This is a genomic window from Flavobacterium sp. TC780 (assembly GCF_056783245.1).
Window position 1 is genome coordinate 1 of record NZ_JBXBAV010000086.1, and the last position, 22,047, is coordinate 22,047.

Consider the following 22,047-nt stretch of genomic DNA (forward strand, 5'->3'; position numbering starts at 1 on the left):
AAGGTTAATACATGCTCCTGTTGTTAGGGAGGCAGCACTTTCTTATTATAAGCATAAAATGGAAAAAGATAATTTACATTTTTTTGATTCATTTGATGCTTTTGTTGCTTATTTAGGTAGCGTAACTTTTAAGGCAACTATGCTTATTAAAGGTTCTAGAGGAATGGCTCTGGAAAGAACCTTAAATTATATTTAAAATAACGCTATAAATAATTCTAAAAAAAGCCATCTGACACGTCAGATGGCTTTTTGTTGTTTAAATACTCATCAAAAAACCGATAAGGTTTTCTTTTTTGTTTAGTTCTAGTTTTTTTCTTAATCGATAACGAGCGAGCTCAACTCCTCCGTTTGAAATATTCATGATTTCGGCAATTTCTTTAGTTGACATATTCATTAATAAATAAGTTGCTAAATCTAGCTCTCTAGGTGAGATTTTAGGATACTTTTCTTTTAAGCGTTTTAAGAATTCAAAATGTACATTTTTTATGTGTTTCTCTAAATCTTTCCAACTCTTATCTGTATTTACTTCCTTAGTAATACTTTTGTTGAGTTTGTTGAATTGAAACTTTGTTGATTCATCAAATGTTTCAATGTCAATTTCTTTTAGTTTCTGTATAATTCCGTTTAGGATTTTGTTTTTCTTTACTACTTGCAGGGAGTTGTTAACTAATTCTTTGTCCTTTGTGAGTATTTTTATCTGTAGCTTGTCATTTTTTAATTTTTCAATTTCTTTTTCTAATTGATATTGTTCTTGTCTTATTTTGGATTCTTTTTCTAGATAGAGTCTTCTTTGCTCAATTGTTTCATAATATTTATTTTTTCTAATTTTCATTTTGATACGATAGGAGGTAAAGTAAATCCCTACTAGTATAAGTATGAAGTAAATTATGTAGGCCAATGGATGTCTGTACCAAGGTGGCGAAATGGTAAATGAAATTGTGTCAACTTCTGATTGTATTCCGTAGCTATTTCTCACCTTTACTTTCATATTGTAATCCCCTTCAATTAAATTGGTGTATTCTTTTACTGATATTGTTGACCAATTGCTCCACTTTTCATCAAAAGGCTCTAATTGATAAGAGTATTCTACATTTTCAAGACTTTCATAAGTAGGAGACGAAAAGGTAAATCTAACATGATTTGATGTGTAAGGAATAGAATGATTTATGGAGACTTTTGTTTGATTTCCAAATGTCAGGGTATCGTTTGCGTATGTAAAAGTTCGAATAAATACATTGGGTTTTGTTACTATATTGTTTATCAACTGGGAGTCATAATGTGCTAATCCGTCTGTTAGTCCAATGAAAATGTTTTGTGGATCAATGGTATTAACAGAGAGATAGTTGGGGACAAGATTGCCTGTTAAGCTTGAAAATGGGGCTACAATATTTTTGTAATTTCCGTCTGGTAACTTAACAAGTTCTCCTAATGATTCATTGAATACATACCAAAGATTGCTATTTGAATCTTCAAAAAGTGAATTAATTGTAGGTATGCCTTTAAAAACAGCGCTCATTTTTTCATCTTTAAAGAATTTTTCTTGCTCTTTTGAATATTTGTAAAAATGATTATTAGTTTGAAAATAAAGACTTTTGTTTATTTTTTGAATGCTTCCAATACCTTTTTTCTTCGAGTATATTATGAATTACTTTTATTGATTTAATTTTTTTTAAATCTTCAGATAATTCTATTTGATATAAGACTTCAGTCTTTTAACCATAAATAATTATTGTCTAGTTCAAATAAATTGGAGGATTTATTAAATCCAGTAATTTGATTTCGAAATTCTAAGCCATTTTGGGTTTTTTCAAATAATGCAAAACCACTATAATTAGATCCTATAATATAATTAGGACGATTAGGGACTTTTCTAAAACCGAAATAACCATTTTTGTCCAATATCTTTATAGCTTTATTATCTTTTATAATTAATGCACCTCTGTTGTTGGCACATATTAATTCATTATCAATAAGCTGAATGTTCCATGCTTGCGTATTAGTGCCTTCTACAAGGGAAAAAGCATCTTCTTTAAAAGCATATTCCAAACATGATAAAAAACACCTTGATTTGTTGCTACATATAAATAGCCATTATGGATGACTGATGCATAGACAGTGCTAATGTCGTAACTGAATCCGAAGTATGTGAATGGAGAACTTTCATTTATAAATGCAATACCATTATCTAACCCTAACCAAAGATTGTTTTTGTTGTCAATATATGACGTTAGTACAGTATTGTTTTGTAAACCTTTTTTGCGATCTATGTGTTGGATTATTTTTCCATTTAGGTCTGATATAATAATACCGTTTAAAACTGAATTCAAGACAATAAATTTATCTTTTATAGTAACTCCTCCCAATGAACTTATTTTTTTCTTATAAATGCATTTGCTTCAGTATCCCATGGTGCTATTTTTTCATTGCTATAAATAAAGAGCCCTTTTTCTAAAGTTGCAATAAGAATTTTATTATCGGGTAGTTTGAACATGGCCCATATTTCGACATTGTTCAATGTTGTTGTACCTTTTAAAGGATATAATTTTTCATTCTTGTATTCTAATATACCAAGTGATTTGTCTTGAATGTAAATTGTATTATCTATTTGGAAAGAAAACTGAAAACGTTTAGGTGCTTGAATTGTTTTTATTTTATTGTCTTTGAAGATGTAAATTGCTAGAAATGATTGAAAATAGACTTCGTCTTTTGTAATATGAATTTTCCATAAAAAATCTAACTCCTGATTATTTGTTGATTTAAGCAGTTGTGTAAAGAAGTGTATTTTAATTTGCCTTTCGAGTCTGCTTGGAAATAGCCGAATTCTTTATATCCACCAGCATATATTCTGTCTGAATTATCAACTTTTAGCACACCTGTGCAACTGATGTCAGTTGGGTAGAGATACTTAAGTCCATGAAGAACCATCAAACTGGATGAGTCCACTATTGTTAGCAAAATATAATTTCCATTTTTATCCTGATCTATATCCCAGTTTTGAGTTCCTCCTTTGTATTCGGTTCGTTTGTAGTTTTGGATATCTGGTACACCGATATTTTTGACTTGTGCTAATATTATAGTTGAGTAAGAATAAAAACGAAACTGTTATGATGTTAAATTTTGTAAAATTCATGATTACATTACAATAGGTTTAAAGGTTTTTTTGCTTTTTAGATTATTTATAAAATTCTTATAATATTAATTTTGATGAGGTGTGTTTTTAAAATTATATGTGTTAATAAAGCTAAAGTAGTTGATTTATATTATATGTAGTGTTTATCTCAGTTTTATGTTTTAAATAGCCTAATTTTATTTTTATAATATTGATTATCATCTTATTGTAATTTTTTTGATGTGTTTTTGTCTAGTCTTAATTTTGATTTTGATGTGTTTTTGTAGTGATTTATAATTGCGTATATTAAAAAAAAGAAAGTATTATTGTTTCAAATTACTAATTAATTAACCAAAATTTTTAGAAAAATGAAATTAATAAAATTGCTTGTTTTTTGTTTTTCATCTATTCTATTCTCAGTTTATGCTCAAGCGCAAGACGTTACCATAAACGGAATAGTTAATGATGAAAATGGTATGCCAGTACAGGAGCATCTGTTGTAATAAAAGGAACAGGAAAGGGAACGTCTTCTGATTTTGACGGGAAGTTTCAGCTTAAAGCACCTTGTTAATGGGGTTTTGACAATCACTTTTATAGGTTATGCTACTATTAATGAACCAATAAATGGTAGAAATAGGATAGTTGTACAATGCGTCCAGAATCACAAACTTTAAATGAGGTTGTTGTTATAGGATATGGTACGCAAAAGAAAAGTGTAGTAACAGGTGCAATTTCTAAAGTAAGAAGCCAAGATATTGAAAATCTACCGATATCAAGAGTTGAGCAAACTTTACAAGAGGAAGAGTTTCTGGGGTTACTATTGCTGCGAGTTCTCGGGCAATCCTCGGAGCATCCTCTAATATTCGTATCGTGGTATAACTACACTTGGAAATAATAATCCATTATGGGTTGTTGATGGAGTAGTGGTCGATGCTGGCGGAATTGGTTATTTAAACCAATCTGATATCGCATCTATAGAAGTATTGAAAGATGCCGCTTCTCAAGCTATTTATGGTGCAAGAGCAGCAGCTGGAGTTATTATCGTTACTACCAAAAAGGGAAAATCAGGTAAGATGAGTGTTAACTATAATGGCTATACTGGTTTTTCTTCAGCAGCAAGAAAATTAGATCTTTTAAATGCTACTGAGTATGCAACTTTAAGAAATGAGAAGTATGCAAACGGATATGTTAAAAAGATCCAACGGATATTTTTGCATTACCTTTTCCAAATCCTAATGCATTAGGTACTGGAACAGATTGGCAATCAGTTATTTTTAATGATAGTGCAGCACGTATTGGTCAGGAGTTAAGCTTATCTGGAGGAAATGATGTTTCTACTTTTTATGCGTCTTTTGGTCTTTTCGGAGCAGGAAGGTATAGTAACAACGGATATTTCTAAATATAATAGAAAGAACATTCGTTTAAACTCAACTCACAAAATATCCAAATCAATTACTTTTGGTCAAACATTATTTTTCGAGAGAAAACAACAGGATTAGGAATGCAAATAGTTTATACGGCGGGCCTTTAGCATCAGCGATCAATTTAGATCCAATTACTCCTGCAATCGTGACTGATCCTAATACGGCTGCTTTACCACCATATTCTGTAGGTATTGCCGATGGTAAAGGAATTATAAGAGATCCTAATGGGAATCCTTATGGGGTTTCGACAATAGTTACCCGAGAGATGTTTAATCCATTGGCTTATACACAAACTAGACTAGGGAATTATGATTGGGCAGATAATTTTGTTGGAAATGCCTATATGGAAGTTGAGCTAATAAAAGGCTTAAAATTCAGAACTACATTAGGAGGTAAATTGGCTTATTGGGGGTTTGAGAATTTCACACCAGTTTTTTTCTTATTTAAATTCAGATAATATTACAAAGCTAAAATAGCAAGGTACAAACACAAACAAAGGTTTTGAATAGAAATATGAGAATGTAGCTTCTTATACAAAAAGCATAGCAAATCATAATTTCAGTGTATTGGTAGGTCAAGGTGCCTATGTTGATAATAGAAATAGCGGTACAACTATTACTTATACTAATTTGCCGATTGATAGTTATAAAGATGCCTCTTTTAATTTTAATCTTCCAAAGGATCAGATAAATGCTACTGCTACTACAGGAAATCAACATAGAGTAACCTCTATATTTTCTAGGTTAACTTACGATTTTAAAGAAAAATACCTGCTGACAGGAATCATCCGTAGAGATGGATCTTCAAGATTTGGATCAAATAATAAATATGGTACATTTCCTTCATTCTCTTCAGGATGGGTTCCAACAAAAGAAGCTTTTTGGGTTGAAAATAAGGTTGTAAATCAATTGAAATTTAGAGGTGGTTATGGAGTAACTGGTAATGATAATATTGGAGATTTTAAATATTTAGCAACAGTAGGAGATGGCCGTAATTATACTATAGGAACATCAGGATCAGTAACTATAGGAAATAGCCCTAATGCACCATCAAATCCAGATCTAAAATGGGAGGAAACAAGCCAGACAAATATAGGTTTAGAAGCGACTTTCTTCAATGATTTCAATTTGACTTTTGATTGGTATATTAAAAAAATTACAGGAATTCTACAGGAAATTTCATTACCAGGTTATGTTGGTTCAGGGAATCCAACAGGAAATGTTGCTGATATGGAAAATAGAGGTATCGATCGAATTAGGATATCGTAAAAAAATAGGACAAGTTAATGTGTCTTTAAATGCTAATGTATCTTATCTAAAAAATGAAGTGACCTATTTGGGACGTGGAATTGATTTTCTCCCATGGGTGAGCAATATCAAGCCGCTACTTATGATATTACAAGAACACAGGTTGGACAACCTTATGGATCTTTCTACGGATTTAAAACAGCAGGTATTTTTCAAAATCAAAATGAAATTAATGCCTATAAAAATGCGGCTGGAGGACTAATTCAGCCAGATGCTAAACCTGGAGATTTTCGTTGGATTGATATAGATGGAGATGGTAAAATTACTGCAGATGACAGAACATTTATTGGCAGTCCAATACCAAAATATACTTTTGGATTTACAATTAATTTAGATTACAAAAACTTTGATTTATTAATTTTTACACAAGGAGCTGCAGGAAATAAGATTTTCCAGGGATTACGTAGGTTAGATATTGAAAACTCTAATTATCAAACGAAAGCTTTAGGCCGTTGGACTGGTGAAGGGACATCAAATACTTTTCCAAGATTAACGTCAGATGATACAAACAAAAACTTTAATAATCCTTCTGATTTCTATCTTGAAAAAGGAGATTACGTAAGATTGAAAACAATTCAGTTGGGATATTCATTGCCAACTAAAGTTATTGGACAAATAGGTTTAGAAAAAACAAGAGTGTATTTAACGGGGGAGAACCTATTTACTTTTACTAAGTACACTGGATATGATCCCGAAATTGGAGCAAACAATGCTGATGGAAATGTTATGGGTATCGATAGAGGGTTTTATCCTCAAGCAAGACAATAATGTTAGGGGTTAATTTACAATTTTAATAAAACAAGAATCATGAAATTAAAAAATATAAAATATTCACTAGTTGCGTGTGGAGCACTTTTTACTGTTTTGTCCTGCAGTGAGGATTTTTTAACGGTAGAACCAAAAGGAACTTCATTAGAGGCTAATTATTATAAAAAATGAGAGCCAGGCTTATGCTGGATTGGTAGCTGTTTATGATATACTTGGTAAGCAGTCTAAAGGATTTGAAAATATGATTTGCATGCTAAATGCAGGTTCAGATGAATTTATACGCTGGTGGTGGTGGTGCCACAGATGGTGCAGGAATACACGGTTTTTCAGATTATTCTCTTAGTCAATCAACAATTCCTCGTAGTTTTTGGGAAGATTTTTATCGAGGGATTTTTAGAGCAAATGTGTTGCTTCAAAAGTTACCAGCAGTACCTATGGATGAAACAAAAAAAGTGAGATTTACTTTACGAAAACAAAGGCATTACGCGCTTATTATTATTTTGAATTGATTCGTACTTTCAGAAATGTTCCATTGATTTTAGAGCCAATACCAACTGCCGATATTTTTAATGTAGTTCAGGCAACTCCTGAGGCAATATATGCACAGATAGAGAAAGATTTGAAAGAGTCACTTCCCGGATACCAATTATAATTACAAATATGGGAGACGAAGCAGGTCGTTTATCACAAGGTGCAGCCAAAGCATTGTTAGGTAAAGTTTATTTATACCAAGGGAAAAATGCATTAGCAGCAGCAGAATTTGTTGATGTAAACGGTACTCCTGGAGGCAGGCGTATGGATACAGATTGGTAGATAATTTTGCAGATTTATGGAAGATAAGTAACAAATTTAATTCAGAAGCGATAATTGAAGTTTCTCATACAGACAAAAGTAATGCTGATTGGGATTTTTGGGGAGGTGGAAAAGACGAGGGTAACTCAGTTTGTATTATGGTTGGGCCTAGAGGATATAATAGATTAGTAAATTCAACTGCACCAGATTATGTAGCGGGATGGAGTTTTAATACAGTAACTCAAAAGTTGTATGATGTTTTAAAAGGCGATCCTCGTTTTGAAGCTACCATTCTTGATATGAAAGCATTGAAAGCGGCTAAACAAGCAGATTGGGCTCCTAATTATGATGATACAGGGATTTTTTTGAAAAAATTCATGCCTTTAAAATCTGATATTTCTACAGGAGGTGGTTCAGCAGATTTAAATTATAAACAAGATGTATATGCGATTCGTTTAGCTGATACTTATTTAATGGAAGCTGAAGCATTGGGAGCTACAGGAGCAGAGCACAAGCCTTATTAGATGCAGTTAGAGCACGTGTAAGTTTGCAGGACCAGTTCCAGTTTCTATGGATGCAATTATGTTAGAAAGAAGAAAAGAGTTAGCAGGAGAAGGGCATCGTTGGTTGGATCTATTAGTAAGAACAGGTAGAGCAGCAGCAGCTTTAGCTTTTAAGGGATTTACGCCAGACAAAAATGAAATTTGGCCAATTCCTTTTAAAGAATTAGAAAATACTAAAATTGTTCAAATACTAATAACAATTAAATAAAAATCATATGAGTTGGATGCTTGGTTCAAGAGTTGTGCCTATTTATTTGACAACACATTAAGTTCATTAACAAGCTATAAGTTGATAAGTAGGTACAGGAAATGGAGGCTGCTAAAATTAAACATCAAAATGCTTAGATTTACAATTACACCAGTGGCAGGAAAAGTAAATGTATATTTATTAGAATCTGGAAAAAAAGATGTTCTAAATTCCTATTGGAAAGTAGGCAAAACGGAGTATTTTGGAAAAATGGCATTTGAAATTTCTTTGCCAGATGCAGGAAAATATACAGTAGAACATACCGTTGTTGGTCGTGGTGGAACGACTAATATTGCTACCAAAGAAATTATCGTTGCTACTTCAGATCCTGAGAAAGGAAATCTAGTAAAAGGAGGTAATTTCTCTAATGCTGCAGATCAGGCACAATGGACAATTTTAAACCTTAGTACGACAGGAGAAGCTTTTTGGTCTTTTGCAAATAGCAGTGCAACAATTCATTCTTCAGGAGGATGGGCTCAGGAAGCAATTTATCAAGCTATAGATGTTGTAAAAGATAAAGAATATACAATTGACATGCTAGTTTCAAGTTCAAGTGGATCTAATGATACCTGGTTTGAAGTATATGCAGGAAAATCGATGCCAGTTTCGGGTGTTGAATATAAAGATAATAAAGTGATGGGATTGAGCACATGGGATGGTTGTGCAAAAACTGCTTTTTCAGGAATGTTATCTATTGTAGGATGCACTAAAAATAGCGTAACAGGAACAGTCAGTAATGTCGTGAAATTTACTGAAACAGGTAAAATCTATTTGTTAATTCGTAGCGGTGGAAGTGTTTTTACTCCAAATGGAATTACTGTGACTGATATTGAGTTAAGAGGAAAATAATTAAGAATTGAATTGGTTTTAAGTTAGGTAGTAGAATAGCCCATATTCTTTATGACTATGGGCTATTTTTAAATCATTTAGATATTAAAAGTTTATTTTATTGACATTGAAAATGCCATTAGAATTTGCGTATTAAAAATTAAATAATGAAAAAAAACAGCTATAAGATTTTTTGCTTATTGATTACGTTGACAGCATTTTCGCAACAACAAAAAAATAAGCAAGAGTTTACAACAAAAGGGAAGAAAATCACAGTTTATACAACAGCAGACAATTCAAAATTAAGAATAACACCAACAGCTAACTTAGTTTTTTCATCATCGAAACAGCCTTTGGAAACCGAAATAGCCGTTTTTGTAGAACCTAAAAAGACTTTTCAGACTTTTATGGGAATTGGAGGTGCTATTACTGATGCAAGCGCTGAGGTTTTTGCCAAATTGTCGAAAGAAAAACAAGTTGAATTTTTAAAAGCGTATTACGATACTCAAAATGGGATAGGCTATTCATTGCTAAGAACAACAATACATAGTTCTGATTTTAGTAGTGAAAGTTATACTTATGTAGAAGAAGGAGATAAAGATTTAAAAACGTTCTCTATTGGTCATGACAGAAAATATCGCATACCAATGATTAAAGAGGCTATGAAAGTAGCCAATAATAATCTTGTTTTGTATATAGCTCCTTGGAGTCCGCCAGCATTTATGAAAAGCAATAAAGACATGTTAAAAGGAGGGACTTTATTACCAGAATATAATCAGGCTTGGGCAAATTATTATGTGAAATTTATAAAAGCATACGAAAAAGAGGGAATGCCTATTTGGGGAACATCAGTTCAGAATGAGCCAATGGCAACGCAAACATGGGAATCGTGTATTTATTCGGCAGAAGCAGAGAGAGATTTTATTAAAAACTTTCTAGGACCAACAATGAAAAAAGCAGGCTTAGGTGATAAAAAAATTATTGCTTGGGACCATAATCGGGATTTAATGAACCAAAGAGCCAACGTGATTTATTCTGATCCCGAAGCTTCAAAATATGTTTGGGGAATGGGATTTCATTGGTATGAAACATGGACAGGCGGAGCGCCAATGTTTGATAATGTAAAACAAGTAAATCAAGATTATCCAGATAAAAAGCTAATGTTTACTGAAGGTTGTATCGAAAAATTCGACACTGCTAAATATCAATTTTGGCCAAACGCTGAAAGATATGGAATCGCTATGATTAATGATTTTAATAATGGCACAGTGGGTTGGACAGATTGGAATATTCTTTTGGATCAACACGGTGGACCAAATCACGTAGGGAACTTTTGTTTTGCCCCAATACATGCAAATACAACTACAGGAGAATTAATTTACACTCCATCATATTACTATATCGGACACTTTTCAAAATTCATTCGCCCAAATGCAAAAAGAGTAAGTACAGCAGTAAGCAGAAGCTCTTTACTAAGTACATCATTTCTTAATACAGATGGTAAAATGGTTACGGTTGTAATGAATCAAACAGATTTAAGCTTGACTTACAGCTTAATTATAGCATCAGAAAAAACAGTTGTTATAATACCAGCTCGTGCCATACAAACGTTAGTTTACTAAAAATAAAAGATAAAGATGAATCAATATTTAAATAAAATTATAAAAGCTACATTATTGGTTGCAATAGTGCTATTGCAGGTAAAATGCTCTTCATCTAGTGATACTACACCAACTTCGCCTGTCATAATAGATCCACCAGTTACCATAACAAACGATGTAGATTTTTGGCTAACCAAAGGAGACCAATCCGTATTACTTACTAAACAAAACGGGGTTCTTGGATTTAGCACCACAGCAAATTCATATGCAAATATAGAAGTAAGCGAATCTCAGAAATACCAAACAATCGATGGTTTCGGTTATACATTAACAGGAGGGAGTGCTACCGTAATTAATCAATTAACGACTCAGAAAAAAAGGATCTTTTGCAAGAATTGTTTGGCTCGACCGAAACCTCTATTTCAATAAATTATATAAGAATAAGCATTGGAGCATCAGATTTAAATGCTACGCCTTTTACCTATAATGATTTGCCAAAAGGAGATACAGATCTTGATTTGATCAAGTTTAGTCTAGATCCTGATAAGAATGGGGTAATAGCACTTTTGAAAGAAATTTTAGTAATTAATCCAAATATTAAAATTTTAGCAACCCCTTGGTCAGCGCCACTTTGGATGAAAGACAAAGATAGTTTTGTTGGAGGAAGTCTAAAAACACAATATTATGATGTGTATGCAAAATATTTTGTGAAATACATTCAGCAAATGAAAAACGAAGGGATTATAATTGATGCAGTAACTCCACAAAATGAACCATTGCATGACGGTAATAACCCAAGTATGCATATGACAGCTGTAGAGCAAGCTAATTTTATAAAAAATAATTTAGGTCCAGCTTTTAAGAATGCTAATATCACAACCAAGATTATTGCTTACGATCATAATTGTGATAATATACAATATGCAATGACAATTCTTGGAGATCCTATTGCAAGTCCTTTTGTTGATGGTGCAGCATTTCATTTATATGCAGGAAATATAAATGCTCTTTCAACTGTTCATAATGCTTTCCCAAATAAAAATCTATACTTCACAGAACAGTTTACCTCATCAACAGGAGAATTTAAAGGAGATTTAAAATGGCATCTTAAAAATGTGATAATTGGCTCAATCCGTAATTGGAGTAAAAATGCATTAGAATGGAATTTAGCAAACGACGGATCTTTTGCACCACATACACAAGGAGGTTGCACCACCTGCAAAGGAGCATTAACAGTTAATTCAAGTGACTCTTTTAATCGAAACGTGGCGTATTATATTATAGCTCATGCTTCAAAATTTGTTCCAGTAGGTTCAGTAAGAATCTCGAGTAATATAAGTGGGAATTTGCAAAACGTAGCTTTTGTCACTCCAGCAGGTAAAAAAGTTTTAATCGTAGAAAACGATGGAGATACCAGCGAGATATTCAATATAAAATTTAACGGAAAGTGGGTTACAACATCATTGGACGGAGGTTCAGTTGGGACTTATACTTGGAAATAATAGTAGTTAATAATAAGTATCATTTAGAGATTGAATAAATAAAACAGCTATATGAAAAAAATAATATTCCCATTATTAGTATTGTTTTCATTGACATCGTTTGGACAAGGATTTTTGCGACAAAGTGGGAAAAACATTGTAGATGGACAAGGAAATAATATAGTGTTAAGAGGATTAGGTTTAGGAGGATGGATGGTTCAGGAAGGGTACATGATTCAGACGGAACCATTTGCAAGTCCACAGTATAAGATAAAACAAAAAATAACAGATTTGATAGGTATTCAAAAAACAGAAAAGTTTTATGAGGCATATCGCGCTAACGGAATAACCAAAAGAGATATAGATTCGCTAGCCAAATGGGGTTTCAACTCTATACGTTTACCAATGCATTATAATTTATATACACCACCAATTGAAGCAGAGAAAAATGGTGAGATCACTTGGATAGAAGAAGGTTTTACAATGACTGATAACCTATTAAAATGGTGTGCAGAAAATAAAGTATATCTTATTTTAGATCTTCACGCTGCACCTGGAGGACAAGGTAAAGATGCTGCAATTTCAGATTATGATGATACAAAACCATCTCTTTGGGAAAGTGAAGTCAATCGTAAAAAAATGACTGAATTATGGCGAAAACTAGCTTTGCGTTATAAAGATAATCCTTGGATAGGAGGGTATGATATTATAAATGAACCCAATTGGAATTTTACAGGAACAAATAAAAATGGCTGTGATGAAACTTCAAATGCGCCTTTGCGTGAACTTCAGGTCTCTATTACAAAAGCAATTCGAGAAGTTGATAAAAACCACATGATTATTATTGAAGGAAATTGCTGGGGGAATAATTACAACGGAATGTTTCCTTTATGGGATGATAATATGGTTTTGAGTTTTCATAAATATTGGAACTATAATACAACGGCATCAATTCAGAAAATGTTGGATTATAGAGAACAATATAATGTGCCGATCTGGATGGGAGAAGGTGGCGAAAATTCGAATGTTTGGTTTAAAGATGCTATTTCTTTATTTGAATCAAATAATATAGGATGGGCATTTTGGCCTATGAAAAAAATTGAAAACATAGCAGGAATTGCTTCAGTTACCAAAACACCAGAATATGAAAAACTACGTCTATATTGGAAAGATGGAGGAGAGAAACCAAGTCCAGATTTTGCAGAAAAAGCATTAATGCAATTAGCCAAAAATTTTAAATTAGAGAATACCACAATAAAGACAGACGTACTTGACGCAATGTTCCGTCAAGTACGTACAAATGACACTAAAAGTTATAAAAAGCATGTTTTACCAGGAAAGATATTTGCAACCGAATATGATTTGGGAACAAATGGATTTGCTTACTCTGATAAAGATTTTGTAAATTATCGCGTAGAAACGGGAGCATTTGAAGAATGGAATAAAGGAAAAATTATGCGAAATGATGGAGTAGATATTTTACCTTGTAAAGATGATTCTTCAAATGGATATCAGGTATCTTTTATCGAGAATGAGGAGTGGTTGCAATTTACAGTAATAACAAAAACAGCACAAACATTTGATATTGCAATTCGATATTTTAGTGTAAAAGACGAAGGGCAATTACATCTGGAAAACGAGACAGGCAAAATATCAAATACAATTATACTTCCAGTAACAGGAAATAATGCAACATGGAAAACAATTGTGCTTAAAGGAGTAAAATTGAAAAAGGGAGAAAATAAAATAAAAGTTGTTTTTGATAAGGGAGGATTCAATTTGAACTACTTAGATTTTACGGTAGCTAAGAAGTAAGATATTTTTAAAAAAAGTAAAGTAAAATATATAAAAGAATTTGTAATTAATATTTTTGTTAGATTAGTTTATTCCATTATATCCTTCAGATTAAACAGGAGCTATAATGGATTAAAAAACCTTAATTATGAAAAGAATAAACAAGTTAGTCGCTCTAGTATTATTTTTGTCCTTTTGTGGAGTTTATGGACAAAACTTAAAAATAATGACATACAATATCCGTTTAGATGTTGCTTCAGACGGAGAAAATGCATGGCCTAATCGTAAAGATTTTTTTACGTCACAAATGCAATTTTATGCTCCAGATATATTTGGAGTACAAGAAGCAATGCCAAACCAAATTAACGATATTGCAACTGCATTACCAAGTTACAATCATGTAGGTATTGCTAGAGAAGGAGATGGTAAAGGCGAATCATCTTCTATATTCTATAAAAAAGATAGATTTTTAGTGCAACAATCCAATACATTTTGGCTTTCAGAAACTCCAGATATAATCTCGAAAGGATGGGATGCTGCTTACAATAGAGTTTGTACTTATGCACTTTTTAAGGATTTAAAAACTAAAAAAATATTTTGGGTTTTTAATACTCATCTTGACCACATCGGGGAAGAGGCAAGAACCAAAGGATTAGAGCTTATTCTGTCTAAAATAGAAAAAGTAAATACTAAAGGATATCCTGTGTTTCTTATGGGGGATTTTAATTCAGAACCCAATACAGAACGTATTATCTCTCTGAAAAAAGTAATGAACGATACTCGTAATATTTCAGAAGAAAAGCCATTTGGACCATCTGGAACCTTTAACGATTTTAAGTATGATCAACCAGTTATATTATTACTAGATTACATATTTATTTCTAAGAATAACAATCTAAAAGTAAAAAAGCACGCCGTTTTAAGTGATTCTGTAGATTTGAAGTACCCATCAGATCATTTTCCTGTCTTAATTGAAATTTATTAAGCCTTGCTTTTATAAGTTTCAAACTATTGATGGTTTTGGATTTTCATCAAATGATTGAAGTGTTGAAAACTATCAATGAATTATAAAAATCAATATCAAATTAATATTTATTTTATGAAAAGAATTACAACATTGACTTGCTTGATGCTATCATTTTTTGCGATAGCACAGCAGGAAACAATCGATCAAAAAGTAAATGCGTTGTTAAACAAAATGACGTTGGAGGAGAAAATAGGACAACTCAATCAATATACAGGCAATAATGCAGCAACGGGACCGATTACTATAAACCCAAACAAACAAGCCGAAATTAAAGATGGTTTAGTGGGGTCAATGCTGAATGTTGTTGGAACAAAATATACCCGTCAATATCAAGAATTAGCAATGCAATCCCGTCTTAAAATACCATTGTTGTATGGTCAAGATGTGATACATGGTTTTAAAACCACATTTCCCATTCCGTTAGGAGAAGCTGCAAGTTGGGATTTGGCAGCAATAGAACTTTCGGCTAGAGTTGCAGCAACAGAAGCTGCTGCAAGTGGAATTCATTGGACATTTGCTCCAATGGTTGATATAGGGCGTGATCCTCGATGGGGGCGTGTAATGGAAGGAGCAGGAGAAGATAGCTATTTAGGATCAAGAATAGCATATGCAAGAGTAAAAGGTTTTCAAGGAGATAAGTTAGGAAGTCTAAATTCGGTGATGGCATGTGTAAAACACTTTGCAGCATATGGAGCAGCTATTGGTGGTAGAGATTATAACTCTGTAGATATGAGTGAGCGAATGTTATGGGAAACCTATTTACCTCCTTTTAAAGCGGCACTTGATGCAGGAGCAGCAACATTTATGAATTCGTTTAATGATATTAACGGAATTCCGGCAACAGGAAATGCACACTTGCAAAGAGATATTTTAAAAGGAAAATGGAATTTTCAAGGTTTCGTAGTTTCAGATTGGGGATCTATAGGAGAAATGGTTGCCCATGGATATTCTAAAGATAATAGAGAAGCCGCACTAGCTGCAATTACTGCAGGTAGCGATATGGACATGGAAAGTAATGCCTACAGATATAACTTAGCAGCATTGATAAAAGAAAACAAAGTTTCGATAGAGTTGGTTGATGATGCAGTAAAAAGAATCTTGCGTAAGAAATTTGAGTTAGGATTATTTGATGATCCATACAAAAATTCTAATCCAAATAGAGAGAAAAAAGAATTAAATAATCCAGAACATCGTAAAGCAGCTCGTGATGTAGCAGCAAAAAGTATAGTTTTATTAAAGAATGATAATGAGATTTTACCTCTTTCTAAAAATATAAAAACAATTGCATTTATTGGACCAATGGTAAAAGAATACAAGGCCAATATGGGATTTTGGGCAGTTGAATTACCAGAAGTTGATTATACTAAATGGGTAGTTTCGCAATGGGATGGTTTACAAAAGAAAGTAGGTAAGAATACTAAATTATTATATGCTAAAGGTTGCGAGGTAGAAGGAGATAACAAAGATGGTTTTGCAGAGGCAATTGCTACAGCTAAACAAGTTGATGTGGTGATTTTAAGTATTGGAGAGCGACATGATATGAGTGGAGAAGCCAAAAGCCGAAGCAATATCAATTTACCAGGGGTTCAGGAAGACTTAGTAAAAGCAATTCAGGCAACAGGAAAACCAGTTATCGTTTTGGTAAATGCAGGAAGACCTCTTGTATTTAATTGGACAGCCGATAATGTTCCTGCTATTCTTTATACATGGTGGTTAGGTAGCGAAGCAGGAAACGCTATTGCAGATGTATTATTTGGAGATTATAATCCGTCAGGAAAATTGCCAATGACATTCCCAAGAGAAGTTGGACAAATCCCTATTTACTACAATCATTATAGTACTGGAAGACCAGCACAAGATGAAAATGCAAAAGGATATGTTTCCTCTTATACAGACTTGAAAAACAGTCCTAAATTTCCTTTTGGATATGGATTAAGTTATACTAAATTCGATTATTCGGATTTAAAATTGTCTACAACAAAAATGAAAAGCAGTGAAAAAATCCAAGTTTCTTTTCAGTTGAAAAACACAGGAAAAATAGCTGGAGAAGAAGTGGTTCAATTGTATTTAAAGGATAAATTCGGATCCGTTGTAAGACCAGTTTTAGAACTTAAAGATTTTCAAAAAGTAAAATTAAATGCAGGAGAAACTAAAACAATTCAGTTTACAATTGATAATGAAAAATTATCTTTTTATAATGACAAAATAGAGTGGGGTTCAGAACCAGGAGATTTTGAATTAATGATAGGCTCATCATCTGCAGATATTCGTTTGAAATCGACTTTTGAATTGCAATAAGAATTCATCTAATAATAAATAAAGGGGTTTTTAAAGCCCCTTTATTTATATATAATTTCAATGAAATTTATTTTAATATTTTTTTGAAATTAAATTTTAACGTATTCATAAACCCTTGTTCTACAATATCAATTCCAAGGCCGGTATTACTGTCAGCAATAGTATGATGAGCAGATCTGAATTCTTCAAAATCTCTTTCAGGAATTTCTAAGTTAACTAATGGTTTGAAATCTATATATGCAGTTCCACCATTTTTAGTAATTTTTTTGCGAGTTACATAATCAAAATAAGGATTGTTGATTGTACATTCCTGTATAGTGTATTTTTCCTGAGTATCTATTTTTTGATCGGTATAAACATTGATTTCATATTTTTCGTTATCAAAATTATGCCAGAACGGAAAGTCTTTGTGCATAAAATCTCTTGCGTTTTCTTTAACCATATTTCGGTCAAAGTACATCATAAAACGATTCTTTTGATCATCTACGAAATACGGATTCTCGATAGTTGCATTGTATTGAATGGTGAATTTCATTTAGTTTTTTGTCATCACTTATAATCTCAATAACAGCATCTGTAAAAATATTTCTAATATCAGTTCCGTTTCTATCATTATTATAGTTCAGTGTATAAAACAAGAAATTATTCCAACTGTCAATGACCTCTCTTTTGTTCGTGTTTTTAAAATACCTGCGCATGCTGTTAGCACGGTTTCCTTTATAAGTAGTTGTTAGTTTTAAATCTCCAGTAGTATTTTTTGCATTGAATTCTACTTTTTCATTTATACAGTAATAAGGGAATTTATGAGGTTTTCTTACTTGTAATTCTTGATTTGGTTTTATTTCCAGATAATGTCTAAAAAAGATAAAACCACGATTTTCAATTAAACCAAATTCATCACGAACAGTAGCATCAATAAAATAACTTTCGCCTTTATAATTAATTTTAACAATTACATGATTGAAAGTAAGTAGTGATGGTGAATAATATTTAATGTAATAATCAGTATTAAAATTGACTAAAACTATTGAAGAATCAACATCGATATAATCTAAAATGACTTTTAATAAAACTGATTTTGCTTTACAGTCACCTTGTTTATTCTCATATGTTACAGCTGGTTCTTGCGGTTTATGACCATTCATTTCATGAGCATTATAAACGTAATAAACATGATTTTGAACATAATCTATAGCAAATTGTAACTGTTCATCTTTGTTTGTTATTGCATCTAGTTTCTCTACTAAATTTGGAGCAAAATCTGCTAAAGATGATTTGTTATAAATTTCTTCATATATTGGATAGATATAATTAGATAAATCGATCCAATTGTTATGAGTAGCAAAATCTATAAAAGGAGATAGTTCTCTGTTTATATCAACAGTATTTATGTAATTTTCTTTTTCTATTGTAAATCGTTCTCCTTTTTTTAAATAAGTGATTTCTGGCTCTAATACGTTACCTTCTTCATCTCTAAAAAAAGTTTTTTTGTAGACAATAGTTTTTTCACGATCATTTATAAAAGTAAATTTATAATTCCCATAAGCCCAATAAGTATCTGGACTAACCCAAACATATTTAGAAAACTCCTTGCGTAAAAAATCACGTTCAGTAAAAATCTTCACTCTGGAATCTTCCATAATCAAGACATCGTATAAGCGTAGGTCTTTTATCGTAATATTAATTTTTTTATTACTGTTCAAAATACCTCCGCTACTCAGGTTTTCACTATCCAAAACTTTAATTTTAGTATCAGAAATTTTGTCTATTAAAACGCCTTCACGCAAAACACTTATTCTATGAATGATGTAAGTTTCATTTTCTTCTACCACAACGTCTGTTACAGATGCTCTTTCAAGATTGGCAGGCTCATTAAGAGTATAAGCTAAACAGGCGTATTCACTACTTTCACTATCATTTGTATAATATATTTTATCTAAAAAAAAGCAATAATCTCGACCTTCATCTATTTGTTTGTTAGAAAAATCGGATTCCTTTATATATTCAATAAGTTGATTATCATTAATATTGGTTGCCCAATGCTCAGGTTTTTGAATTTTGTAGTGTTCTAATTCAATTAGGTTTTCCATATTAGTATCTATTATCTAAGTAAAATCTTATTTTTGTTAATTGCAAAAATATGAAATTTATAGATATTTACTACTTTTTATCGCTATAGGATATATGTTTTGGTTGATTTTTTATTTTTACTCAACAATACTTCTAAAAGTCAGGTTTACTCTAGGTTTAGATATTGTTTTAGTTGGAGGCAATCGATGTAACCAATGCGTTTGTGTAGTGTCTTTCATGACCAATAGACTTCCATGCTCTAAAATTAAAGAAATTGTTTCTTTGGTATCTTTATGTTTAAAAGCAAACTTCCGTTCAGCCCCAAAACTTACCGAAGCAATAGCTCCATTTTTCTTTAAATCTTTTTCAGCATCGCTATGCCAGGCCATTCCTTCGTCGCCGGTGTGATATAAATTAAGCAAGCAGGAATTAAATGTTTCTCCAGTTTTTTTCTCGATGAAAGCTTTTAGTTCTAATAACTCTCTAGTCCACGGAAGCGCTTTTTTTGTAGTGTTAGAGTAAGAGTATTCAAAAGGAGAATCTCCATACCAAGCCACTTTTCTTTTAGTAATTATTAATTTTCCAAAAATTATAGCCTCATCATTTTTCCATTCGATGGCGTTTAATAGGGTATCACGATAGAAGTCAGCTTTTTCTCTAGAGAATAATTTTCCATAGTAATTAACTATACCATCTTTGGGTAATAAATTAGTTTCTTCGTTTATTTCAGGATTAAATAAGTCCATTTTTCCATTTTTGATAGTTGGTTTTCATGCAATGTCCACAAGGTCTAAAACCATTTTTATTGGCTTCAATTTCAGATAAAAAGAAAACTCTATTTTCACGTTTCATTCTTTTTCCAGAAGCACATTTTAAAGTTCCGTAAATTTTTAGTTTCTGGTTTCCACCAAAGCAAATTTCGCCTTTTTTAATTTTATTCAGTAAATCTAATTCTGAAATTTTATCGTGTTGAATCATTTCTTTTAAGGTACAAAGGTTCAAAGTGACAAAGGTTCAGAGGGTTTTGGAAGTTGCAAAGCTTTGTACCTTTGAATCTCTGCGCCTTTTGAACCTTAAAATTAAGATAACGCATCATGAAAAATAATTCCCAATGTATATCGTTCACCAGAATGGATTTCACTAACACCATGTTTCATATTAACGCGATAATAGCCTTTTGTGCCTTTTACAGGTCTAAAATTGGTAGTAAAAACAAGAATGTCTCCTTTTTTTGGTTTTAAAACAATGGCTTTAGATTGTGCTCTGGGAGTTTGCTGCGTTAAAACAAATTCGCCACCAGTAAAATCTTCGTCGGGTTCATTCAAGAAAAGTACGATTTGTATGGGGAAGTAGATGTCACCATATAAATCCTGATGTAAGGTGTTAAAGCCACTTTTGCCATATTTTAAGATCAAAACAGTAGCTTTTAGTTGTTCATTTTTATGACATTGTTCTAAAAGTTCCTTGTGTGTTTCTGGGAAAATAGTGTTTATATTCAGTGCTTTCATCCAAGCATTTGCAATTGGAGCGAGTTTAGGATAAACCGCCGTTCGGATTGTTTGGATTAAATCTGGCAACGGATAATTGAAATATTTGTACTCGCCTAAACCAAAACGATAACGCTCCATTACAACCGTTTTTCGGTATAAAGTAGGATTGTCATAATCGAATTTTAAATCTTCACATTGATCGTTATTAAGTACCTTAGGAATAATTGTAAATCCATTTTCGTGCATAGATTCGGTGATGCTTTCCCAATTAAGAGAAGCAATTTTTGATTGTAAGATTTCCATGAGGATGAAGTTTTAAATATCTGAATTAGTTTGAACACCTTCCCAACCAATAATGGCGGTTTTTCTGGTATTCCCCCACATATAACCGCCAAAGGTTCCTGAAGATTGAATTACACGGTGACATGGAATTAAAAAAGCTACAGGGTTACTACCAATAGCAGTTCCTACTGCACGAGAAGCATTAGGTTTGTCTATTTTTTGTGCAATCGAACCATAAGTAGAGAGTTGTCCCATTGGAATTTTAAGCAAGGTTTCCCAAACCTTTAATTGAAAATCGGTTCCTTTTAAATGCAGTTTTATTTCTGATAATTTACTCCAGTCATTTTGAAAAATAAATAAAGCATTTTGCTGAATTAAATCTAGTTTTCGAGTAAATGTTGCATTGGGAAATTTGTGATTTAAGTCTTCAAAACCGATTTCTTCACTTTCGGCGAAAGCCATAAAACAAACCCCTTTTTCAGTCGAAGCAACAATAATATTACCAAACGGACTTTCGGCAAAACTGAAATTAATCATTAAGTTTTTCCCACCGTTTTTATATTCAGCAGGAGTCATTCCTTCAATATTTACAAATAGATCATGCAAACGACTTGTACCCGAAAGACCAGTATCAAAGGCAGTATCAGATAAAGTGGCCTGATTGTTTTCTTTGAGGATTTTCTTGGCATGTTCTACACTAATATATTGCAGGAATTTCTTCGGACTTGTTCCTGCCCATTCCGTAAATAAACGCTGAAAATGAAACGGGCTTAAATGTACTTTTTCGGCAACCTCATCTAAGTTGGGTTGTTCCTTAAAGTTAGCTTTGATATAATCTATTGCATCGGCAATGCGATTATAATTGATGTTTTCCTGTGTCTTCATTTCATTCAATTTTATAATACAAATATCGACAAGGCTTTGCAGTCATAAAATCCGAAACTTGCGGAAGTTTTGTTTCTTTAG

The 22,047-nt window shown here is 32.3% G+C and carries 25 protein-coding genes and 2 pseudogenes; 19 read left to right on the top strand and 8 right to left on the bottom strand.

Features of this window, described 5'->3' with window-relative positions:
* A pseudogene (locus tag AC1RYN_RS08315) lies at positions 1-196 on the top strand (hypothetical protein); the annotation flags it as partial.
* A 60-nt stretch (positions 197-256) separates the two neighbouring features.
* Here the strand turns inward: AC1RYN_RS08315 and AC1RYN_RS08320 are convergent.
* The 3 genes from AC1RYN_RS08320 to AC1RYN_RS08330 form a co-directional block, all read right to left on the bottom strand.
* The gene (locus AC1RYN_RS08320) at positions 257-1,516 is read right to left on the bottom strand and encodes a triple tyrosine motif-containing protein (RefSeq protein ID WP_481806592.1); all 1,260 of its coding nucleotides are present in this window, start codon (positions 1,514-1,516) and stop codon (positions 257-259) included.
* A gap of 188 nt (positions 1,517-1,704) precedes the next feature.
* On the bottom strand, positions 1,705-2,046 hold the full coding sequence (locus AC1RYN_RS08325; RefSeq protein WP_481806593.1) for a hypothetical protein: 342 nt from the start codon (positions 2,044-2,046) through the stop codon (positions 1,705-1,707).
* Positions 2,007-2,327: a two-component regulator propeller domain-containing protein gene (locus AC1RYN_RS08330; protein ID WP_481806594.1), complete on the bottom strand. Its 321-nt coding sequence runs from the start codon at positions 2,325-2,327 to the stop codon at positions 2,007-2,009. Before AC1RYN_RS08330 ends, AC1RYN_RS08325 begins: the two co-directional genes overlap by 40 nt.
* A gap of 1,150 nt (positions 2,328-3,477) precedes the next feature.
* On the opposite strand from AC1RYN_RS08330, the gene AC1RYN_RS08335 reads away from it, so the two are divergent.
* The 18 genes from AC1RYN_RS08335 (at position 3,478) to AC1RYN_RS08420 (ending at position 17,239) form a co-directional block, all read left to right on the top strand.
* On the top strand, positions 3,478-3,612 hold the full coding sequence (locus AC1RYN_RS08335) for a hypothetical protein (RefSeq protein ID WP_481806595.1): 135 nt from the start codon (positions 3,478-3,480) through the stop codon (positions 3,610-3,612).
* A gap of 146 nt (positions 3,613-3,758) precedes the next feature.
* A complete protein-coding gene (locus tag AC1RYN_RS08340; protein WP_481806596.1) occupies positions 3,759-4,004 on the top strand; it encodes a hypothetical protein in 246 nt (81 codons plus the stop codon).
* Between the two features lie 28 nt (positions 4,005-4,032).
* Positions 4,033-4,353, top strand: a complete 321-nt coding sequence (locus AC1RYN_RS08345) for a hypothetical protein (RefSeq protein WP_481806597.1) — start codon at positions 4,033-4,035, stop codon at positions 4,351-4,353.
* Positions 4,354-4,567: 214 nt separating this feature from the next.
* Positions 4,568-4,990, top strand: coding sequence for a hypothetical protein (locus tag AC1RYN_RS08350; protein ID WP_481806598.1), 423 nt, complete (start codon positions 4,568-4,570; stop codon positions 4,988-4,990).
* 109 nt (positions 4,991-5,099) lie between these two features.
* A complete protein-coding gene (locus AC1RYN_RS08355; RefSeq protein ID WP_481806599.1) occupies positions 5,100-5,801 on the top strand; it encodes a TonB-dependent receptor domain-containing protein in 702 nt (233 codons plus the stop codon).
* A gap of 93 nt (positions 5,802-5,894) precedes the next feature.
* Complete coding sequence (locus AC1RYN_RS08360; protein ID WP_481806600.1) at positions 5,895-6,608, top strand: hypothetical protein; 714 nt, start codon at positions 5,895-5,897, stop codon at positions 6,606-6,608.
* Between the two features lie 269 nt (positions 6,609-6,877).
* A complete protein-coding gene (locus AC1RYN_RS08365; protein ID WP_481806601.1) occupies positions 6,878-7,117 on the top strand; it encodes a hypothetical protein in 240 nt (79 codons plus the stop codon).
* The gene (locus AC1RYN_RS08370) at positions 7,114-7,260 is read left to right on the top strand and encodes a hypothetical protein (protein ID WP_481806602.1); all 147 of its coding nucleotides are present in this window, start codon (positions 7,114-7,116) and stop codon (positions 7,258-7,260) included. The genes AC1RYN_RS08365 and AC1RYN_RS08370 overlap by 4 nt, the downstream gene beginning before the upstream one ends.
* Before the next feature lie 8 nt (positions 7,261-7,268).
* The gene (locus AC1RYN_RS08375; protein WP_481806603.1) at positions 7,269-7,421 is read left to right on the top strand and encodes a hypothetical protein; all 153 of its coding nucleotides are present in this window, start codon (positions 7,269-7,271) and stop codon (positions 7,419-7,421) included.
* The gene (locus AC1RYN_RS08380) at positions 7,415-7,924 is read left to right on the top strand and encodes a RagB/SusD family nutrient uptake outer membrane protein (protein ID WP_481806604.1); all 510 of its coding nucleotides are present in this window, start codon (positions 7,415-7,417) and stop codon (positions 7,922-7,924) included. The genes AC1RYN_RS08375 and AC1RYN_RS08380 overlap by 7 nt, the downstream gene beginning before the upstream one ends.
* A gap of 46 nt (positions 7,925-7,970) precedes the next feature.
* On the top strand, positions 7,971-8,171 hold the full coding sequence (locus AC1RYN_RS08385) for a RagB/SusD family nutrient uptake outer membrane protein (RefSeq protein ID WP_481806605.1): 201 nt from the start codon (positions 7,971-7,973) through the stop codon (positions 8,169-8,171).
* Between the two features lie 129 nt (positions 8,172-8,300).
* The gene (locus AC1RYN_RS08390) at positions 8,301-9,059 is read left to right on the top strand and encodes a hypothetical protein (RefSeq protein WP_481806606.1); all 759 of its coding nucleotides are present in this window, start codon (positions 8,301-8,303) and stop codon (positions 9,057-9,059) included.
* A 146-nt stretch (positions 9,060-9,205) separates the two neighbouring features.
* The gene (locus AC1RYN_RS08395) at positions 9,206-10,660 is read left to right on the top strand and encodes a glycoside hydrolase family 30 protein (protein WP_481806607.1); all 1,455 of its coding nucleotides are present in this window, start codon (positions 9,206-9,208) and stop codon (positions 10,658-10,660) included.
* Between the two features lie 15 nt (positions 10,661-10,675).
* On the top strand, positions 10,676-11,068 hold the full coding sequence (locus tag AC1RYN_RS08400) for a hypothetical protein (protein WP_481806608.1): 393 nt from the start codon (positions 10,676-10,678) through the stop codon (positions 11,066-11,068).
* Positions 11,026-12,141, top strand: a complete 1,116-nt coding sequence (locus tag AC1RYN_RS08405) for a glycoside hydrolase family 30 protein (protein WP_481806609.1) — start codon at positions 11,026-11,028, stop codon at positions 12,139-12,141. Before AC1RYN_RS08400 ends, AC1RYN_RS08405 begins: the two co-directional genes overlap by 43 nt.
* Positions 12,142-12,192: 51 nt before the next feature.
* The gene (locus AC1RYN_RS08410) at positions 12,193-13,935 is read left to right on the top strand and encodes a cellulase family glycosylhydrolase (protein ID WP_481806610.1); all 1,743 of its coding nucleotides are present in this window, start codon (positions 12,193-12,195) and stop codon (positions 13,933-13,935) included.
* Between the two features lie 127 nt (positions 13,936-14,062).
* Complete coding sequence (locus AC1RYN_RS08415; RefSeq protein WP_481806611.1) at positions 14,063-14,899, top strand: endonuclease/exonuclease/phosphatase family protein; 837 nt, start codon at positions 14,063-14,065, stop codon at positions 14,897-14,899.
* Between the two features lie 114 nt (positions 14,900-15,013).
* Positions 15,014-17,239, top strand: coding sequence for a glycoside hydrolase family 3 N-terminal domain-containing protein (locus AC1RYN_RS08420; RefSeq protein WP_481806612.1), 2,226 nt, complete (start codon positions 15,014-15,016; stop codon positions 17,237-17,239).
* A 67-nt stretch (positions 17,240-17,306) separates the two neighbouring features.
* Here the strand turns inward: AC1RYN_RS08420 and AC1RYN_RS08425 are convergent.
* The 5 genes and pseudogenes from AC1RYN_RS08425 to AC1RYN_RS08445 form a co-directional block, all read right to left on the bottom strand.
* Positions 17,307-19,329, bottom strand: a pseudogene (locus tag AC1RYN_RS08425) (transglutaminase-like domain-containing protein).
* A 117-nt stretch (positions 19,330-19,446) separates the two neighbouring features.
* Positions 19,447-20,055 (bottom strand): alpha-ketoglutarate-dependent dioxygenase AlkB family protein, encoded by a 609-nt coding sequence (locus tag AC1RYN_RS08430; RefSeq protein ID WP_481806613.1) that lies wholly within the window; start codon positions 20,053-20,055, stop codon positions 19,447-19,449.
* Positions 20,042-20,287 carry an Ada metal-binding domain-containing protein gene (locus tag AC1RYN_RS08435; protein ID WP_481806614.1) on the bottom strand — a complete coding sequence of 82 codons (246 nt, stop codon included), beginning with the start codon at positions 20,285-20,287 and terminating at the stop codon, positions 20,042-20,044. The genes AC1RYN_RS08430 and AC1RYN_RS08435 overlap by 14 nt, the downstream gene beginning before the upstream one ends.
* 101 nt (positions 20,288-20,388) lie before the next feature.
* Complete coding sequence (locus tag AC1RYN_RS08440; RefSeq protein ID WP_481806615.1) at positions 20,389-21,102, bottom strand: 2OG-Fe(II) oxygenase; 714 nt, start codon at positions 21,100-21,102, stop codon at positions 20,389-20,391.
* 12 nt (positions 21,103-21,114) lie between these two features.
* The gene (locus AC1RYN_RS08445) at positions 21,115-21,966 is read right to left on the bottom strand and encodes a methylated-DNA--[protein]-cysteine S-methyltransferase (protein WP_481806616.1); all 852 of its coding nucleotides are present in this window, start codon (positions 21,964-21,966) and stop codon (positions 21,115-21,117) included.
* Positions 21,967-22,047 lie beyond the last annotated feature (81 nt).

Bases quoted from the DNA above. Each gene is read 5' to 3' on its own strand.
- AC1RYN_RS08365 (WP_481806601.1), top strand. From the start codon at position 6,878: ATGAATTTATACGCTGGTGGTGGTGGTGCCACAGATGGTGCAGGAATA.
- AC1RYN_RS08395 (WP_481806607.1), top strand. From the start codon at position 9,206: ATGAAAAAAAACAGCTATAAGATTTTTTGCTTATTGATTACGTTGACA.
- AC1RYN_RS08320 (WP_481806592.1), bottom strand. From the start codon at position 1,516: ATGAGCGCTGTTTTTAAAGGCATACCTACAATTAATTCACTTTTTGAA.
- AC1RYN_RS08435 (WP_481806614.1), bottom strand. From the start codon at position 20,287: ATGATTCAACACGATAAAATTTCAGAATTAGATTTACTGAATAAAATT.
- AC1RYN_RS08430 (WP_481806613.1), bottom strand. From the start codon at position 20,055: ATGGACTTATTTAATCCTGAAATAAACGAAGAAACTAATTTATTACCC.
- AC1RYN_RS08375 (WP_481806603.1), top strand. From the start codon at position 7,269: ATGGGAGACGAAGCAGGTCGTTTATCACAAGGTGCAGCCAAAGCATTG.
- AC1RYN_RS08420 (WP_481806612.1), top strand. From the start codon at position 15,014: ATGAAAAGAATTACAACATTGACTTGCTTGATGCTATCATTTTTTGCG.
- AC1RYN_RS08445 (WP_481806616.1), bottom strand. From the start codon at position 21,966: ATGAAGACACAGGAAAACATCAATTATAATCGCATTGCCGATGCAATA.
- AC1RYN_RS08390 (WP_481806606.1), top strand. From the start codon at position 8,301: ATGCTTAGATTTACAATTACACCAGTGGCAGGAAAAGTAAATGTATAT.
- AC1RYN_RS08335 (WP_481806595.1), top strand. From the start codon at position 3,478: ATGAAATTAATAAAATTGCTTGTTTTTTGTTTTTCATCTATTCTATTC.
- AC1RYN_RS08400 (WP_481806608.1), top strand. From the start codon at position 10,676: ATGAATCAATATTTAAATAAAATTATAAAAGCTACATTATTGGTTGCA.
- AC1RYN_RS08360 (WP_481806600.1), top strand. From the start codon at position 5,895: ATGGGTGAGCAATATCAAGCCGCTACTTATGATATTACAAGAACACAG.
- AC1RYN_RS08410 (WP_481806610.1), top strand. From the start codon at position 12,193: ATGAAAAAAATAATATTCCCATTATTAGTATTGTTTTCATTGACATCG.
- AC1RYN_RS08440 (WP_481806615.1), bottom strand. From the start codon at position 21,102: ATGGAAATCTTACAATCAAAAATTGCTTCTCTTAATTGGGAAAGCATC.
- AC1RYN_RS08385 (WP_481806605.1), top strand. From the start codon at position 7,971: ATGGATGCAATTATGTTAGAAAGAAGAAAAGAGTTAGCAGGAGAAGGG.
- AC1RYN_RS08340 (WP_481806596.1), top strand. From the start codon at position 3,759: ATGCGTCCAGAATCACAAACTTTAAATGAGGTTGTTGTTATAGGATAT.
- AC1RYN_RS08415 (WP_481806611.1), top strand. From the start codon at position 14,063: ATGAAAAGAATAAACAAGTTAGTCGCTCTAGTATTATTTTTGTCCTTT.